Here is a 15,649-nt window from a genome sequence, read left to right on the forward strand (position 1 = left end):
TTGTAGCTGTCGAGAACTGTTGCGATCGGCAGCGCACAAAAGCTGGCGGCTTCAAATTAGCCATTCTGCATGGTGCCAACTGCACCGACTACCCGCCTGTTTTTTTTTGAGCAAGCCGCGGAGAGCTAGAAATCCGGTTTCTGGCTGAAGGCCTCGCCCTCAAACCCAAGATTTATCCTTGAAACCGGGTTTCTTTTCTGCTATTTTTGCCCACCGCGAGCGATCGCCCTTGACTATCGATCCGATTTTGATTGAATGCGCTCACAGTACCTCTGGTGCTAGGCGCTGCTCAGCTAAATCGCGGATTAGGGACAGCCGAGACTCGATGTACTCGTTCAACAAATCTGCTTCTTTGCCATTAAGCCCAGAGTTGGTCTTTAACTGCTTCAGCAGCCACTGTACCAGGGTGGCATCGTCCAAATTTACTAACAGAGTGGCTTGGGTGGTCTCAATTAACGACCAGAGTTGACGTAACATGACTGGAGTCATAAAAACCTCCTGGAGCGTAAATACGCACTTAATGGGCTGGCATAGCGAAAAGCTGGTCTTGGTGTCTCAAGCCGATCGACGAAAAGCACACTCAGGGCGATCGGCTTAATGATTATTTTATATTTGACCACAATAACTTAATGTAGTAGTGTCATAAGCTACAACACACAAGATGTTATAAGAGTTCCCAATTTCGTCACATTGAGATAAACATCTTGATAAAAAATTAAAAATCTTTACACGCGAGCGATCGCGGGGGCTGCCAGAAGCTGTGCGCGATCGTACTCCCGCCCGGTTTAAAAGAAAATTGATTACTCAGCAGCCACCAACTTTTGAACCTCCGCCAGAATTATTTCTAATTCAGCAATGATTTTCGTCGCCCCCTCCAAATCATTTGATTCTGCCAGACTTTGAAGCCGATCTGCCATCTCGGGCATTAACCGCACCGCCGCCGTAGCGCTGACACCTTTAATTTGATGAGCGCGGCGGGCCAGTGTTTCCATATCTCCCGAGGCGATCGCCCCCTTAGCAGCTTCTAAATAACTGGGAGTATCCACCACAAAAGCTTGCAGTATTTCCCGCTCAAACTCTAAATCAGCGCCGGCAATTTCGTGCAAACGTGCCATATCGACTACAGATTCGATATCGGGCTCAGAGTTTTTAAGTTCCTCGCCATTAAAATTGGGAGTTTCAATTTTTAACTGTGCCGACCAATTTTCTAGTACAGATTTTAACTTTTCGATCGAAATAGGTTTGCTAATATAATCGTCCATGCCCGCCGCCAGACACTTTTCGCGATCGCCCTTCAAAGCATTCGCCGTCATTGCAATCACCACCGTCTTTTGATGCGGCTCCATCTTGTCAGCCACAGCGCCTGCGGCTTCCAAGCGGCGCAATTCCAGCGTAGCTTCGTAACCGTCCAAAACCGGCATCTGACAGTCCATCAACACAATGTCATATTTTTTCTGAGCAACCATAGATAGCGCCTCTGCGCCGTTATTCGCAACATCCGCCGCGCATCCCAAAACTCTGAGTTGATTCAGACCAACTTTTTGATTGATTGGAGTATCTTCAACTAACAAAATCTTTAAACTCGCTAACTCCCGGTTGTCAATAGCTGAGGCTCGATTGGACGTTGGATTTGCCAGCGGCTCATCAATCGGCGTACTCGGGGCGATCGCATTTACCAAACAATCAAACAGCCGATGAGCCTTAACAGGTTTAGTTAAATAGCCGCTAAAACCGATATCTACCAAGCGTTTCGCCTCTGCAACCTGAGTCATTGAAGTCAGCACCACCCACTTTGTCTGCTGCATTGCCGGCTCAGAAACCATCAAGCGTTCCAGACTTCCCGCCACCATTTCCGGCAACTGAATATCAACCAAAACGATATCGTAAGGGCAATTAACGCTGACAGCTTTGTACAGAGATGCGATCGCCATCCAACCGTTCTCAACCTCCTCAACCTCCATTCCCCAAACAACAGCCATTCTCGCTAACACTTTTCGCACTGTCGGCTTGTCGCTGGCAACTAACATTTTTCGCCCCGCCAGCACCGTTTCCAAATTCACTTCGCACGCTGTCCCTGCAGCAGTTAAATTTTCCTCGACTGTCGGCACAGTAAACCAAAAAGTCGAGCCTCTGCCAGGGGTACTTTCCACACCGATTTGACCACCGATTAACTCCACCAACTGCTTAGAAATAGCCAAACCCAAACCTGTGCCACCGTATTTTCTTGTCGTAGAAGCATCAACTTGAGTAAAAGATTGAAACAGCTTTTTTTGGTCTTCTGGCGCAATTCCGATTCCTGTATCTGTGACTTTAAAAAGCAGAAACATCGAGCCGCTGCCGTTTTTTAAAGGTTGGATATCATCTAAACTTTTCTGGTCGTCGCTGGCTGCCAACAACCCCGGATTCCTGCCATGAGAAACCTCAATTACCACTTCTCCTGCTTCGGTAAACTTAATAGCATTGTTGATCAAATTAGTGAGTATTTGTCGCAACCTGGCTGCATCGCCTCTAATTTGCAGCGGCACGTCGCTGTCAATCAGCGCCACCACTTCTATACCTTTTTCTTGTGCGGGACTTGCCAACAAATCCAGCACTTCATCCAGACAGATACTGAGGTTAAATTCGATCGTTTCTAAGCGCATTTCTCCTGCTTCCAGTTTGGACAGATCCAGAATATCGTTAATGATGGACAGCAAATTTTGGCCGCTGAGTTTCAGCGTCTGCACAAAGTCGATCTGTTCGGGAGTCAGATTCGTTTTCAGCAGCAAATCGGTCATCCCCATCACTCCATTCATCGGAGTACGGATTTCGTGACTCATATTTGCTAAAAATAGCGACTTCATTCGAGACGCTTCCAGGGCTACTTCTCGGGCCTGCTGTGCTTGTTCAAAAAGAGTAGATTGCTGAATGGCGATCGCCAACTGCACGCTCAACCTTCCGAGCAAATCCATTTCGGAATCAGTCCAAGCGCGCGGGCCGCTGCACTGGTGGGCAACCAGCAATCCCCACAATCGATTTTTACTCGCTTCCAAACTCCCCATCGCCGACTCAATTCTGGGAGTTTCCGGCGAATATTCTGTTGCCAACTCCTGACTTTCATCGCCGATAAAAATTGGTACAACTAAATTAGCTCTTACCTGGAAACTAACCAGGAAATCTCGGTGGATGTCGGTCAAACTGGCCGTATAAATATCTGCCCTTGCTTGAATTTTTCCGGCGCGGTATAGCGATAGATAATTTTCGCCAAAAGATATTTCTGGAACTTTTATGCCCAGCAACGGAATCCAATCATCCCCTACAGATTCCACAACAACACTCGCTGTTTCCTCGGAATCAAAACGATAAATTACCGCGCGGTCAGTTGCCAGCAACTGTCGCACTTCTTGTACGGCAGTGCCCAAAGTTTGAGTGAGGTTGAGAGACTGCCGGACTCGCTGGGCGATCGCCGAAACCAGCCGTTCTTGTTCTGCTTGTTCCCGCAGCATTCTCTCAGCTTGCTTGCGTTCGGTGACATCGCGAATTACCGCAGCAAAGCACAGCGGTTTGCTGGTTTGAGGGTGCTTGACCAGAAAAGCATTCATCACAACATCAATGCCTTTTCCGCTGCCCAAGTGCTGCATTTGACATTCTCCTTGCCACTGGCCCTGACTGATAATTTTTGGCAAAATCTCTTCACTGAATTTCTGTTTAAAAGTAGGGCCGATATAATCCCATATTTCTGCATAAAACACTGCCGAAACATTCTCTACACCCACCAGTTTTCGTCCGGCTTCGTTGACAAAAAGCGTTTTGCCTTTTAGGGTAGCCATACCGATAAAATCGCTGCTGTTTTCAATCAGCGACACAAATTTTTGCCGTTCTTCTTCTCCTTTTTTGCGTTCGGTAATGTCGCGCTTGACGCAGACGTGACAAATTACATCGTTGGCGTTGTTAATCACAGAGTATGCCGCAACGTCGATCGCCAGCGTGCGACCGTTTTTAGTAGAGTTAGTAATTTCGCCCCGAAAAGTTCCAGTTTTCGCTAAACTTTTAGCAATTGTCGGAAACCGCTCCCCCGCAACCAGCGGCGACGCTTCTGCTTGTAATTCCGCGTCTGTGTATTCTAGAAGCGATTGGTGAGCGCGATTTTGTTCGAGGAAAAACCCGTCAGCATCGATAATGACGATCGCATCGTTGGAGTTTAAAAATATTTCTCGGTAAAGTTTTAATTTTTGCTCAGCTCGCTTGCGTTCGGTGATGTCCCTTTTGACGATTACGTAACAAACTACATCCCCAGCATCATTGAGAACAGCAAAAGCCGAAAGCTCCACCTCAACTGTTCCCCCTTGCAAAGCCTTAATACAGGTCATTTCGCCTCGGTAACTTCCAGTTTCTGCCAAGCTTTGCAGTACCGACGCAAATGCCTGTTCTCCCATCTGATTTGCAGGGGTTTTTCCCCACAATTTCGACGAACTGTAACCCAGCAAAGCCGTGTGAGCTTGATTTGTTTCTAAGTAATAGCCTTGGGGGTCTAAAATGGCGATCGCATCGTTGGATTTCAAAAAGATTTGTTGATAAAGTTGCAGCTTCAACTCAGCTTGTTTCCGGGCGCTAATATCCGTGAACAAGCCGTAGTAAACTATCTCCCCCGATGCTTGCAATTCTGGCTGGGAAGCTCCTTGCACCCATTTAAGTTTTCCCGACGGAGTGACAATTCTTCCTTCCCACCGCCAAGGCTGCAAATTTTCAGCAGAAAGCCTCACAGAGTTCAGAAAATCATCTCGATCTTCGGGATGAATCATGTCAACAATTACATTAATGTCCTCCTGAACAGCCTCTGGTTCTATTTCATACAATTCTCGGCAGCCGGCGCTCACAAACGAGAAGGCCATCGAGCCGTCTGGATGCAAGTCAATTTGATATACAGTACCCGGTACGCTAGCAGTAATTTTTTGCAGTTTGGCTTGGCTTTGATTCCTGGCTTCATCTGCGGCCTGCAATTGAGCAATCTCCCGAGAAAAACCCAAAACCGCAAATATATTGCCCTCGGCATCGCACAGCGGGAGTTTTCGCGTGTCAAAGACGTGCTGTTTTCCCCCTTCAAAGGCGATCGCCTGGTAGGGATTGCGAACAATCTCCCCAGCCAGCACAGCTCGATCCTCCTCGCGGATGCCCCTAACCCGGCCGTTGCGATCGCCAAATACTAATTCGGATGAAAACCCTAATTCAATATCATCTTTCCCGATAATTTCCTCAACATTTTTTCCCAAATATTCAGCAAAACTTTGATTGACAAAAATGTATCTAAAATTTTTATCTTTCGCAAAAACTCTGTCCGGCGCACCTTCCATTAAAGCCCGCAACAATAGTTCTTGACTTTCCGAATCGAGAGCAAAAATATTTTTAGTTTTCCCCTTGAAAGTGGTCGTTTTAGCTGCTAAGTTAATTAACGATTTGGCACAAAGTTGACCGACAGTGTGAAGCAAACAAAGGTGTTCCAAATTAAAAGCATTTGTCTGCTCTGCACCAATGAAAAATACTCCCAACAATTCTTCACTTTCATCCGGGTTGGCTGGTGCCATCAAGACCGACTGAAACTGAGCAATTGGTGGCGGAGCGATGTTGTGCGCCCAGTCCCGATTGCCGGCGAGCCATTCCGCGCGAGCTGCTTGCAAGCGCCCTTCTATTTCGGCTCTGGCGCTAGCAGTTAAGGGCTGTAAGTGTTGCAGGTATAGTCGATCGTCCGGTGGCGTCAAAATTGCGATCGCCGCGCCAGGAATCAGGCGATCGAGATGTGCCAGACACGCAGACCAAATTTCATCAGCGCCAGCGGCGAGTTGTACTTTCTCCGTAAGTTCGTTGAGAACTTGCAGTTCCAAGGTCCCCTGGCGGACTTTTGCTTTGAGGTTGACGGCTAGGATTTGCATAGTGCTCACCACACTGGTTTGCTTATATTATAATTATTGATTTTCAAACTTTTGTAAACAATGATTTTAAAAGATATGCGGCCAAAAGACAACTTTTTGATATTGATATTACCTTCAACCGCTAAAAAACAAGGGCGCGATCGGGAGCAAAGAGACACTGCTCAATGCAAGCTCTCGCTCCCGCTGCGACACTTAAGCTCACACCCAAACACAGATGCAAGATCCGACTTACGCGATCGAACTCAAAAAATTTTAGACCAAAGTTCAAACCCTCAAATTCATGTGTTGAGTCAATCGAACATCGAAAATTAAAAATCGAGGGATGGTGAAACTACCCCATTAAAATCACGTTATCGATTACATGGATGACACCGTTATCAGCTTCGATATCCGCAGCGACAACTGTAGCATTTTTCACCTCAAAACCGTCAGAACAATCAATTTTAATCGGCGAACCTTCCAAGGAAGTAACAAAACCGAGTTTTGCCAAATCAGCTTTCATAAACTTGCCCGAGACGACATGAAACATCAAAATCCTGGTAAGTTGGGGAACGTTCTGCACTAGCGTTGTGACAGTTCCCGGCGGCAATTTCGCAAAAGCATCGTCAGTGGGTGCAAAGACAGTAAAAGGGCCCGGACTTTTGAGCGCGTCCACTAAATTAGCTACTTGCACCGCCGTTACCAGGGTTTGGAACGAACCCGCACCTACAGCAATATCAACAATATCAGGCATTGTGTTTTACCTCATCTGGGAAAAAATGTTCTATTCAGTATCGTAAACTGAGGCGGTCAACAATACCTACTATCTTTTTAAAAAAATTGGTAATTCTTTTGTAGTGAGGACTCTCCGTCCTCACTACCAACCTAATAATAGTTATTTTACCAGATATAATATTACTAACCGCTTGGCAATTTAACGGCGCGGTGCTTTTAAATTGCTACAAGACTGCTGGCGATTGTGATACCAAAATCTCTGTTTCTAAATCTGCTACTTCAGCATTTAGGTTTTCTCCCTTGTGAATGCTAAAACTGCCGTACAAAATTGAAATTTCAAAAATGTCCGTATGAATTAAAGCCGCTGTCCGGTGCGCGTCCTCACCCAAATGAAAGCCAATCAAATCAGCTAATGGTTCTTTTACTTCCTCTTCATCATGCACCTCCCACATAATTTCTCGGCAGTCTTGAAAAACTAAAGAGTAAGGCAATCGATCGCCTGTAGGATCGTAGATACATTCCAGTAATACTTCATTCCCCCACAAAGACACATTGACATTTGTGATGAGGGATGTAAGTCCACCTAAATTAAGCAAGTTGTAGTCATCAGGCATATTAATTACTCACTTTTTCTCCAGTAATGTGCGTATCAGGAATCTGATTGCCAAATTCATCGCGTGTTTGGAGTACGCTACCATCTTTGTCAAGACGCAAACCCCAGTTTATTCTTCTACCATCTGAGCCATATCGGGGTGCTGGCAGGCGAACAACTTCACTATTAGTGCGGATTATGACTTTTGACCTGTCAGAAAATTTGTATTCAACATAATTTCCTGAAGAACTTTTTACCTTAGCACCCAGCCCGCGCAAAAAGTCATCGACTTCTTGGCGAGTCATTCCGGTTAAGTCTCCAAATTCAGATGCAATTCCATTGCCTCCAACTCCCTGACTCGGCACACAAGTCTCCTCACAAACCATTGCCTATTCGAGTTTAGCACATTACCTTTTGCAGTAGGTATGCAATGCGCTTGTGATACCAAAACCTCTGTTTCTTAAGTTATTCCCAATTCTTTAATCTCTAATTTCATATCTCAAATCGAGATTGCTACAAGACTGCTGGCGATTGTGATACCAAAACCTCTGTTTCTAAATCTGCTACTTCAGCATTTAGGTTTTCTCCCTTGTGAATCCTAAAACTGCCGTACAAAATTGAAATTTCAAAAATGTCCGTATGAATTAAAGCGGCTTGACGGTGCGCGTCTTCACCTAAATGAAAGCCAATCAAATCAGCTTCAGGATCTTTGACATCTTCAGGATGGAAAACCTCCCAACTAATGTCTCGGCAGTCATGAAATACTAGGGTATAAGGCGAGCGATCGCCTGTCGGATCGTAGATACATTCAAATAAAATTTCATTCCCCCACAAAGACACATTGACATTTTTAACTAGGGATGTAAGTCCACCTAAATTAAGCAAGTTGTAGTCATCGGGCATATTAATTACTCACTTTTTCTCCAGTATTGTGCGTCCCAGGAATCTTATTGCCAAATTCATCGCGTGTTTTGACCAAGAATTTCTTGATGGTACCCGCCACGCGATTTATCCGTGGAATCAATCCAAAATCTAAAATCTAAAATCCTCAAGCCCCCGAATTTATCCCTGGGGTCAATCCAAAATCCAAAATCTAAAATCTAAAATCGAATGACCAAGCTGCCATCTTTGTCAAGACGCAAACCTTTGTTTATTTTTCGGCCATCTGAACCGTATCTGGGAGCTGGGGTGCGTACAACTTCACCATCAGGACGGATATTGACTCGCGAACGATCGGCAAATTCGTATTCAAGATAACCCCCTTCAGTAGTTCTGATTTCTGCACCCAGTCCGCGCAAAAAATCATCGACTTCTTGACGAGTCATTCCAGTTAAGTCTCCAAATTCCGATGCAATTCCATTGCCTCCAACTCCCTGACTCGGCACGCAAGTCTCCTCACCAACCATTGCCTCTTCGAGTTTAGCACATTACCTTGTGCAAGTAGCTACGCAATACGCTTGTGATACCAAAACCTCTGTTTATCAACTCATTCCCACTGCTTTAATCTCAAATCTAAAAGCTCAAATCGAAATTACTACAAGACTGCTTGCGCTTGTGATACCAAAACCTCTGTTTCTAAATCTTCAGAATTTAATTTTTCTCCCTTGTGAATCCTCAAACTGCCGTACAAAATAGAAATTTCAAAAATGTCTGTAGTAATCACCGCAGGCTTGCGGTGTTCCGGCTCGCCCAAAGCAATTCCGAAAAATTCAGCTTCTGGTTCGCCAACTTCGTCTTCATCGTGTACAGTCCAACTGATATTGCGACAGTCTTTAAATGTCAGCAGATAAGGCAATCTTTCTTCTGGATTGTAAACGCATTCGATTAATACTTCGTTTCCCCATAAAGATACCTTGACCTTTGTGATTAAAGATGTGAGACCACCCAATCCAAGCAAGTTATAGTCATCCTTCCAATCACTCATTTAATTTTTCTCCCGTATTGTGAGTACCTAGAATTAAATTACCAAATTCGTCTAGCGTCCGCAATAAACGACCATCTCGATCGAGACGCAAACCTTTGTTAATATTTCTTCCATCTGAGCCATATTTCGGTGCAGGCGTTCTAATCACTTCACCGTTAGGGCGGATCATTACTGTTGACTTATCAAAAAATTTATATGCAACATAACCATCTCTAGTAGGTCTGATTTCTGCACCCAGTCCGCGCAAAAAATCATCGACTTCTTGACGAGTCATTCCGGTTAAGTCTCCAAATTCCGATGCAATTCCATTGCCTCCAACTCCCTGACTCGGCACGCAAGTCTCCTCATCAACCATTGCTGATTAGAGTTTAGCACAGTTGGGGAAGGGGATGAAGAAAGTTCGGCAACGGATTCTGTAACGGATTTAATATCAAATCCGGTTAAATCGGAATCATACAGAGCGTGCGAGCGTCCATAGCGAACGACATGGATCGTTCGCTATGGACGCTCGCACTGACTATCCAAATATATAATTCCGATCCAACCGGAAACGATATAACGGATGGATGGATGGAAGAAGGAAAATGTTCTGCTTTTCTTATTTCTTCTTTTTTTCCAATTTCCAATTCCCAATTCCCAATTCTCAATTCCCAATTAGAAAAACAAATAGGGCGCGCACTGCACGCCCTACTATCAATTAGCTAACGATTATTAGCCGAGTTGAACTTTAACCACGCGGTTCTTTTCCGCTTCTGCTTTGGGCAAATTAAGGTGCAAAACTCCATTTTTGTACTCAGCTTCTACGCTGTCATTTTGAACCCGTGCGGGTAGGGGAATCACCCGGCGGAACGAACCGTAGCGGAACTCAGAGCGAGTCATGCCTTTATCTTCACTCTTAGTTTCGTGACGGCGTTCGCCGCTAATAGCAACAGCTTCTGCGGTTACTTGTACGTCCAAATCCTTAGCTTCGATGCCCGGAACTTCTAATTTAAGGTGGATGGCATCGGGAGTTTCATCGAGTTCGGCGGCGGGTACGAAAGCAACACCGTTAGATGCGCGATCGGTTGCTGGCGTCAAGCTATCAAACAACCGATTCATTTCTCGCTGCAAGGAGTCCATTTCCCGCAAAGGTTCCCAACGAATAAGTGCCATAACTGATACCTCGAATGTCTTAAGTTTGTAAAGGTTGAGCACAACTTGATTCAACCTGTATTTAATATATTCCAGCTCGATAAACTGGGGGATTCGGTTTTCCGCAAAAAGGCCGATCGCATTTCCGAACATTCGCGATCGGTACTGCTAAATCATTGCAGGTGCGGGTATCCGATCCAACCCGAACCTTCGATTTTAGATTTTAGATTCGAGCGAGGAATTCCCATCTAAAATTTAAAATCGAAGGTTCGATTAACTCCACCGCGAATGCTGATAAGAAGCGTAGGTATCAAACAAAGCACCCACCAAACCAAAAGTTAGACCGATCACTAAAAATCCCTGGAGGGGACAGCCGCTGCCGAAAGTAGCTAAGAACTGCAAAATCAGGTCTTCTCCAGAACGACCGACCCCTTGGAGAGCAGGCACAAGACGGATCAAGGAAAAGCTAGTCAATCCCGCGCCGATTAAGAATAAGGGGGCGACAAAGCTCAACAGGCTCGTCAGCAGTAGAGAGCGAAGAAAATTGGGGAAAATGCTCATAATAGTCAGTAAATTCAGCTAAACTGCCGAACGGTACAAGCAAACAAAACTTGTCCTTTTCTACGATAGGCAGCGATCGCCCTCAGTGGCCGGTTCTGTCAGAAATCTTAAATCTTATAGAAAAAACTTGTTTAAGATTTGTAGATAGATTTCATTTTTGGCAGTTGTTCTATACTCGAAATCCCCTTGAGCACCACTAAATCTTCGAGCCTCAGTTTGTGGAGTCAGCGGTTGCTGGCAGCAATTTTATTGGGCGGCCAAGTCATGCTGCACTTGCTGAAGGGCAAAATTCACCGCCGCAACACCCTCGACCAAATGGCAGCAGTCGGCCCGGAATCTCTGCTGATTGCTTTGCTGACTGCGGGTTTTGTCGGCATGGTATTTACTATTCAGGTAGCCAGGGAGTTTATTAACCTCGGTGCCGGCAATGTCGTCGGTGGCGTTTTGGCTTTGTCTTTGACTCGCGAACTAGGCCCCGTCTTAACAGCCGTGATCGTGACGGGACGGGTAGGTTCGGCTTTTGCGGCGGAAATCGGCACGATGCAGGTAACAGAGCAGATAGATGCCCTGCTGATGCTCAGAACAGACCCGATCGACTATTTAGTCATTCCCCGCGTCCTTGCTTGCTGCTTGATGCTGCCAATTTTAACTATCTTGTCTCTCGTTACCGGCATCCTCGGCGGACTGCTCATTGCTACGACAATGTACGGCGTCTCTCAAAGCGTGTTTTTAGAATCAGTCCGCAATTTCCTGAGTCTTTGGGATATTTGCAGCGCGGCAATTAAGGCTTTTGTGTTCGGTGGTTTGATTGCTGTAATCGGCACTAGCTGGGGTTTGACCACCACCGGCGGGGCAAAAGGCGTCGGTCAATCGACTACTACGGCGGTGGTGACAGCTTTGCTGGCTATTTTTGTCTTTAACTTTTTGATGACTTGGCTGATGTTTCAAGGGACGGGCTCTAGCGTACTCAAAGGCTTGTAAGCTAAGAAACGGATAAAATATGAATAATTGGCAACATTCGTTTACTACCCTTGATTTAAACCCGTGAGTACAACTGCCTCTTCGACTGCGCCGACAAGTACGATCGAACTCGCTCCGAGTTATGGGATTCCCCTAGTCCTGGTACTGGCGGCCTTACCGCTGCTGTTCGTGCAGAAGTGGGCGAGTTTGCCGCTTTCGCTGTTCGGCTTGTTTCTAATGTACCAAGCCGCCACCCTCCGGCTGCAATTTACCCCAACAGATTTGGACATTTATCGAATGTCCAAGTTAATTCGCCGCTTTCCTTACCGAGAATGGCAAAATTGGCGGATATTTTGGCCCGCTGTGCCGATTTTGTTTTATTTCAAAGAAATTAACAGCATTCACTTTCTGCCGGTTCTGTTCGATCGTAAAATGCTACAGACCTGCTTAGAACAGCGCTGTCCCCGTCAAGACTAAAAAAGTTGTTAATTTTAAATTTTTAACTTTTCCGTGCCCCACGCCGAACACAATTTCCCATGAATTCAGACGAATCTCCAACCCAACAACCGCAAGCACAACCAGCCGCGCCAAGCGGTGACGGCGAACCAAATTTGCCTGTGAATGAGACGGAGTACCAACTTCTATCTCAAACACGGGATTTGTGGCTCGACGAAAATGAGCTGCAAGCCCAACTCCCGCCAGAAACAGACCCACCGCTGGGCGAGGAAGATGCCGAAATCGCCGAATTCGTGGACGAAGCAGGCGCCCAGGCCCAAATCCCGCTCAACACCGACGATCGCGAATCAGAAAGTCCGATCGCTCAAATCGAGCCTCCAAAAGACTCCCAGCCAACAGCAACCGAAGACACGGTAACAGACATCCCTGAAAATGTTACCCAAAATTTGGCAGAGCGAGTCAAAGAATTGCAGCAGCAAGAACAAAATTTGACTGAAAGAATTGCCGCCTTGGAAGCCGACAAAGCCAAGGCTTTAGAAGCGTTGGGCGAGGCTCAAGCATCGATCGGGCGTTTGGTACAAGACGGCTTGATTCAATTAGATCACCGCAAACAAACGTTACAAATCGAAGTAGAAAAACTCGAACGCCGGCGCGATCGAATTCAAAAGGAAATGCGTACCACTTTTGCCGGCGTCTCCCAAGATTTAGCAATTCGAGTCCAGGGTTTCAAAGACTATTTAGTAGGCAGTTTGCAGGATTTGGCCGCTACCGCCGAACTCTTAGATTTGACAGCGACGGTGCAAGAGACGCCCAAGCAAATTCCTGCTGAAGATTCTCAATCCTCAGCACCGGTAAATCCCAGATTTGCCGAACAGGGATTTCAAGAACAAGCCAAACAAATTCGCCGCACTCTCGATCAATATCGCACTCTCCCCGACTACTACGGCCCGCCCTGGCAACTCCGCCGCACTTTTGAACCCATCCACGCGGAACGAGTTTCTAATTGGTTTTTCACCCAAGGAGGAAGGGGTGCTTTGCGGACTATGGGTTCGCGCTTGCAAAATATTTTGATTACTTCGACAATTATTTCTGTACTCAGAAGCGTCTACGGTGGACGGGTGCGGACTTTGGTGCTCGCGAACAGTCCCGAACGTTTGGGAGAGTGGCGCCGGGGTTTGCAGGACTGTTTGGGCATTACTCGCAGCGATTTTGGCCCGGAAAGGGGGATTATTATGTTTGAGTCGGCGGAGGCTTTGGCTCAAAAAGCCGATCGACTGGTGAAAGATGGCAAATTGCCGCTAATTGTCATTGATGAAACTGAGGATTTAATTAGTTTGTCAATGCTGCAATTTCCGATGTGGCTGGCTTTTGCTTCTGACCCGCAAAGTTTGACGACGGCTAAAGATTTTTGAATTGGTAATTGGTAATTGCTAATTGCTAATTGCTAATTATTCAAGAGTAAATCAGGACTTGCACAACTGGCATATATAGTAAGGTGCGTCAGACCTGAAACCCTCGATAATCATTCTAGAACTCCGTCTGACGCACCCTACAAGTCTATCGTTAAGTTTGTAGTGAGAAATGCAAGTCCTCAAAAGTAATGAATGAGGTAATTTATTATGGATATGTGGTTGAGTTTAAATGCAGGACTTTTAATAGCAGCTTATCTGCTGGGCTCGATTCCGACTGGGTACGCCTTGGGGAAATGGATGCTGGGAATTGATATTCGAGAGGTTGGTTCGGGTTCGACTGGTGCGACTAACGTACTGAGGACTTTGGGGAAGTGGCCGGGGTTGGGGGTGTTGCTGGTTGACGTGTTGAAGGGGGTAAGTGCGATCGTCCTAATCCGCTACATTTATTCTCTCACTTTTACCCAGCAGCTAGCAACCGCCGCAGGTTTAGAAAATACTGCAACTGTCATCCCTTGGATGGCAACTTTGGCTGGTTTCTCTGCTATTTTGGGCCACAGCAAATCAATCTGGCTGGGGTTTACCGGCGGTAAATCTGTGGCTACGAGTTTGGGAGTTTTGCTCGGTTTGTACTGGCCAGTCGGTTTGGGAACTTTCGGAATTTTTGGAATCGTATTTGCGGTATCGCGAATTGTCTCTTTGAGTTCGATTATCGGGGCAATTAGCGTGGCTGGATTGATGTTTGCTTTACATCAGCCACTAGCTTATGTATTGTTTGGAATTGCGGGCGGGGTATTTGTAATTGTGCGGCATCGGAGCAATATTCAGCGGCTGTTAAATGGTACGGAACCGAGGATTGGGGAGAAATTGGAAACAGCAGCTAGCGATCGATAATTAGTATTGTTGTACCGCTGGTTGCAGATTACTATTTCTCTGATTGCCAAATATCAAATCGCCGATTGTTGAGCCGAAGACTGTATCGTCACCTCCGAGCATCCAGACTCCCGAAGGGAAATTAGTTACTCCTCCGAATCGGGAATTAACGACGGATAAATCAGCGTATTCGGATGTATTGTCGCCAACTAAGCGGGGTACTTCTGATGGGTCTATTTGTAAAGCCATAAAATATCTTCTCCATAATATCTCGGATGTCAACATGATTAAACAAGCAAATCTCAAAGTCAATTCATATTTTCATAACTTTGAATTCATAAAAGTCATAAATTTGAGCTCATACAAGTCATACAGCAGATTCCACGCTTATGAAGTACACCCGCCTATCGTTCGAGCCCCGGTTAGACACGGCGAAAGCCTTTGTCCCTACACTTCATAAACCTGGAATAGGCTGTATTTCTAAAAATATGTTGCAAAGGGTAGACAAAAAAGCCAAGATCATAATGTTGAGAACGCAAGTCTTAAATTCGCGTAAATGTCGATCGCACAGGAGCCAAATATGCGGCTTAAGTGAGATATTGCACCATTCGAGGGAAGTAGGGGCGGGTAAAACTGCCAGCTTTAAAAGTTGCAGACAGGTGAAATAAACCCTCCCCCACCCGCGAAAAAGCCCCTGATTGACACGGGTGCAACATCTCAGGTTGTAAGGATTCAGGTCTGAAAGAAGGGAATGAGCTCAGGCCGAGCCAAGTCACAAGAATGGGCAGAAATAGCCTCACGGAAAAAAGCCATTACTGAACGAGCTTGAAAACGACAGGTTTGGATGACACTGAGAAGATTAGCAGTTTCCTCAAATCGCTTCATCGAACGAGAACCGCCAGAAACTTTCCGTTTCGTGACAGCTAGCCGTAGAGAACGTTCTGCTAAATTATTATCCGGAGGCACCGATGGGTGATCGAGAAAATACCACCATTGTTGAGCCTTATCTCGTAAGGATTTGAGTAACAAACCTGCTGCATAGCCAACTTGGTTCAACCAAGTGGCCAAAGCTTGATTCAATCGTATTTTGAAATCCTCAGCCCAGGTGTCGTAGGTAAGTTGC

The 15,649-nt window shown here is 45.9% G+C and carries 17 protein-coding genes; 4 read left to right on the forward strand and 13 right to left on the reverse strand.

Annotated features, from left to right (window positions below; translation table 11 throughout):
* Positions 1-261: 261 nt before the first annotated feature.
* From QUA56_RS02270 to QUA56_RS02320, 11 genes are all read right to left on the reverse strand, one after another.
* Positions 262-489 carry a hypothetical protein gene (locus tag QUA56_RS02270; RefSeq protein WP_333352609.1) on the reverse strand — a complete coding sequence of 76 codons (228 nt, stop codon included), beginning with the start codon at positions 487-489 and terminating at the stop codon, positions 262-264.
* 311 nt (positions 490-800) lie between these two features.
* Positions 801-5,906, reverse strand: coding sequence for a PAS domain S-box protein (locus tag QUA56_RS02275; protein WP_333352612.1), 5,106 nt, complete (start codon positions 5,904-5,906; stop codon positions 801-803).
* A gap of 331 nt (positions 5,907-6,237) precedes the next feature.
* The gene (locus QUA56_RS02280; protein WP_333032731.1) at positions 6,238-6,639 is read right to left on the reverse strand and encodes a fasciclin domain-containing protein; all 402 of its coding nucleotides are present in this window, start codon (positions 6,637-6,639) and stop codon (positions 6,238-6,240) included.
* A gap of 205 nt (positions 6,640-6,844) precedes the next feature.
* Positions 6,845-7,234, reverse strand: a complete 390-nt coding sequence (locus QUA56_RS02285; RefSeq protein ID WP_333352615.1) for a hypothetical protein — start codon at positions 7,232-7,234, stop codon at positions 6,845-6,847.
* A gap of 1 nt (position 7,235) precedes the next feature.
* Positions 7,236-7,577 (reverse strand): hypothetical protein, encoded by a 342-nt coding sequence (locus QUA56_RS02290; protein ID WP_333352618.1) that lies wholly within the window; start codon positions 7,575-7,577, stop codon positions 7,236-7,238.
* A 148-nt stretch (positions 7,578-7,725) separates the two neighbouring features.
* Entirely contained in the window at positions 7,726-8,115 is a 390-nt protein-coding gene (locus QUA56_RS02295) for a hypothetical protein (RefSeq protein ID WP_333352620.1), read from the reverse strand.
* Between the two features lie 197 nt (positions 8,116-8,312).
* Positions 8,313-8,618 (reverse strand): hypothetical protein, encoded by a 306-nt coding sequence (locus tag QUA56_RS02300; protein WP_333352623.1) that lies wholly within the window; start codon positions 8,616-8,618, stop codon positions 8,313-8,315.
* A 128-nt stretch (positions 8,619-8,746) separates the two neighbouring features.
* On the reverse strand, positions 8,747-9,136 hold the full coding sequence (locus tag QUA56_RS02305; protein ID WP_333352625.1) for a hypothetical protein: 390 nt from the start codon (positions 9,134-9,136) through the stop codon (positions 8,747-8,749).
* A complete protein-coding gene (locus QUA56_RS02310; protein WP_333352628.1) occupies positions 9,129-9,491 on the reverse strand; it encodes a hypothetical protein in 363 nt (120 codons plus the stop codon). The genes QUA56_RS02305 and QUA56_RS02310 overlap by 8 nt, the downstream gene beginning before the upstream one ends.
* A gap of 356 nt (positions 9,492-9,847) precedes the next feature.
* Complete coding sequence (locus tag QUA56_RS02315) at positions 9,848-10,288, reverse strand: Hsp20/alpha crystallin family protein (protein WP_333352631.1); 441 nt, start codon at positions 10,286-10,288, stop codon at positions 9,848-9,850.
* A 252-nt stretch (positions 10,289-10,540) separates the two neighbouring features.
* Positions 10,541-10,828, reverse strand: coding sequence for a hypothetical protein (locus QUA56_RS02320; RefSeq protein ID WP_333352634.1), 288 nt, complete (start codon positions 10,826-10,828; stop codon positions 10,541-10,543).
* Between the two features lie 186 nt (positions 10,829-11,014).
* Here QUA56_RS02320 and QUA56_RS02325 point away from each other — a divergent pair, with 186 nt between their 5' ends.
* From QUA56_RS02325 to plsY, 4 genes are all read left to right on the forward strand, one after another.
* Positions 11,015-11,809 (forward strand): MlaE family lipid ABC transporter permease subunit, encoded by a 795-nt coding sequence (locus QUA56_RS02325; protein ID WP_333352636.1) that lies wholly within the window; start codon positions 11,015-11,017, stop codon positions 11,807-11,809.
* A 63-nt stretch (positions 11,810-11,872) separates the two neighbouring features.
* Positions 11,873-12,265, forward strand: coding sequence for a DUF3119 family protein (locus tag QUA56_RS02330; protein WP_333352639.1), 393 nt, complete (start codon positions 11,873-11,875; stop codon positions 12,263-12,265).
* A gap of 59 nt (positions 12,266-12,324) precedes the next feature.
* A complete protein-coding gene (locus QUA56_RS02335) occupies positions 12,325-13,656 on the forward strand; it encodes a DUF3086 domain-containing protein (protein WP_333352642.1) in 1,332 nt (443 codons plus the stop codon).
* A 207-nt stretch (positions 13,657-13,863) separates the two neighbouring features.
* Entirely contained in the window at positions 13,864-14,547 is a 684-nt protein-coding gene (gene plsY, locus QUA56_RS02340) for a glycerol-3-phosphate 1-O-acyltransferase PlsY (protein WP_333352645.1), read from the forward strand.
* Here plsY and QUA56_RS02345 read toward each other — a convergent pair whose 3' ends face one another.
* Positions 14,548-14,775, reverse strand: a complete 228-nt coding sequence (locus QUA56_RS02345) for a hypothetical protein (protein WP_333352648.1) — start codon at positions 14,773-14,775, stop codon at positions 14,548-14,550.
* 483 nt (positions 14,776-15,258) lie between these two features.
* The coding region (locus tag QUA56_RS02350; RefSeq protein WP_333352652.1) for an IS66 family transposase at positions 15,259-15,649 on the reverse strand (391 nt) is incomplete at its 5' end.

This window comes from Microcoleus sp. N3A4 (assembly GCF_036701805.1).
In the GTDB taxonomy this organism is placed as follows: domain Bacteria; phylum Cyanobacteriota; class Cyanobacteriia; order Cyanobacteriales; family Microcoleaceae; genus Microcoleus.

Bases quoted from the DNA above. Each gene is read 5' to 3' on its own strand.
- QUA56_RS02270 (WP_333352609.1), bottom strand. From the start codon at position 489: ATGACTCCAGTCATGTTACGTCAACTCTGGTCGTTAATTGAGACCACC.
- QUA56_RS02275 (WP_333352612.1), bottom strand. From the start codon at position 5,906: ATGCAAATCCTAGCCGTCAACCTCAAAGCAAAAGTCCGCCAGGGGACC.
- QUA56_RS02280 (WP_333032731.1), bottom strand. From the start codon at position 6,639: ATGCCTGATATTGTTGATATTGCTGTAGGTGCGGGTTCGTTCCAAACC.
- QUA56_RS02285 (WP_333352615.1), bottom strand. From the start codon at position 7,234: ATGCCTGATGACTACAACTTGCTTAATTTAGGTGGACTTACATCCCTC.
- QUA56_RS02295 (WP_333352620.1), bottom strand. From the start codon at position 8,115: ATGCCCGATGACTACAACTTGCTTAATTTAGGTGGACTTACATCCCTA.
- QUA56_RS02300 (WP_333352623.1), bottom strand. From the start codon at position 8,618: ATGGTTGGTGAGGAGACTTGCGTGCCGAGTCAGGGAGTTGGAGGCAAT.
- QUA56_RS02305 (WP_333352625.1), bottom strand. From the start codon at position 9,136: ATGAGTGATTGGAAGGATGACTATAACTTGCTTGGATTGGGTGGTCTC.
- QUA56_RS02310 (WP_333352628.1), bottom strand. From the start codon at position 9,491: ATGGTTGATGAGGAGACTTGCGTGCCGAGTCAGGGAGTTGGAGGCAAT.
- QUA56_RS02315 (WP_333352631.1), bottom strand. From the start codon at position 10,288: ATGGCACTTATTCGTTGGGAACCTTTGCGGGAAATGGACTCCTTGCAG.
- QUA56_RS02320 (WP_333352634.1), bottom strand. From the start codon at position 10,828: ATGAGCATTTTCCCCAATTTTCTTCGCTCTCTACTGCTGACGAGCCTG.
- QUA56_RS02335 (WP_333352642.1), top strand. From the start codon at position 12,325: ATGAATTCAGACGAATCTCCAACCCAACAACCGCAAGCACAACCAGCC.
- plsY (WP_333352645.1), top strand. From the start codon at position 13,864: ATGGATATGTGGTTGAGTTTAAATGCAGGACTTTTAATAGCAGCTTAT.
- QUA56_RS02345 (WP_333352648.1), bottom strand. From the start codon at position 14,775: ATGGCTTTACAAATAGACCCATCAGAAGTACCCCGCTTAGTTGGCGAC.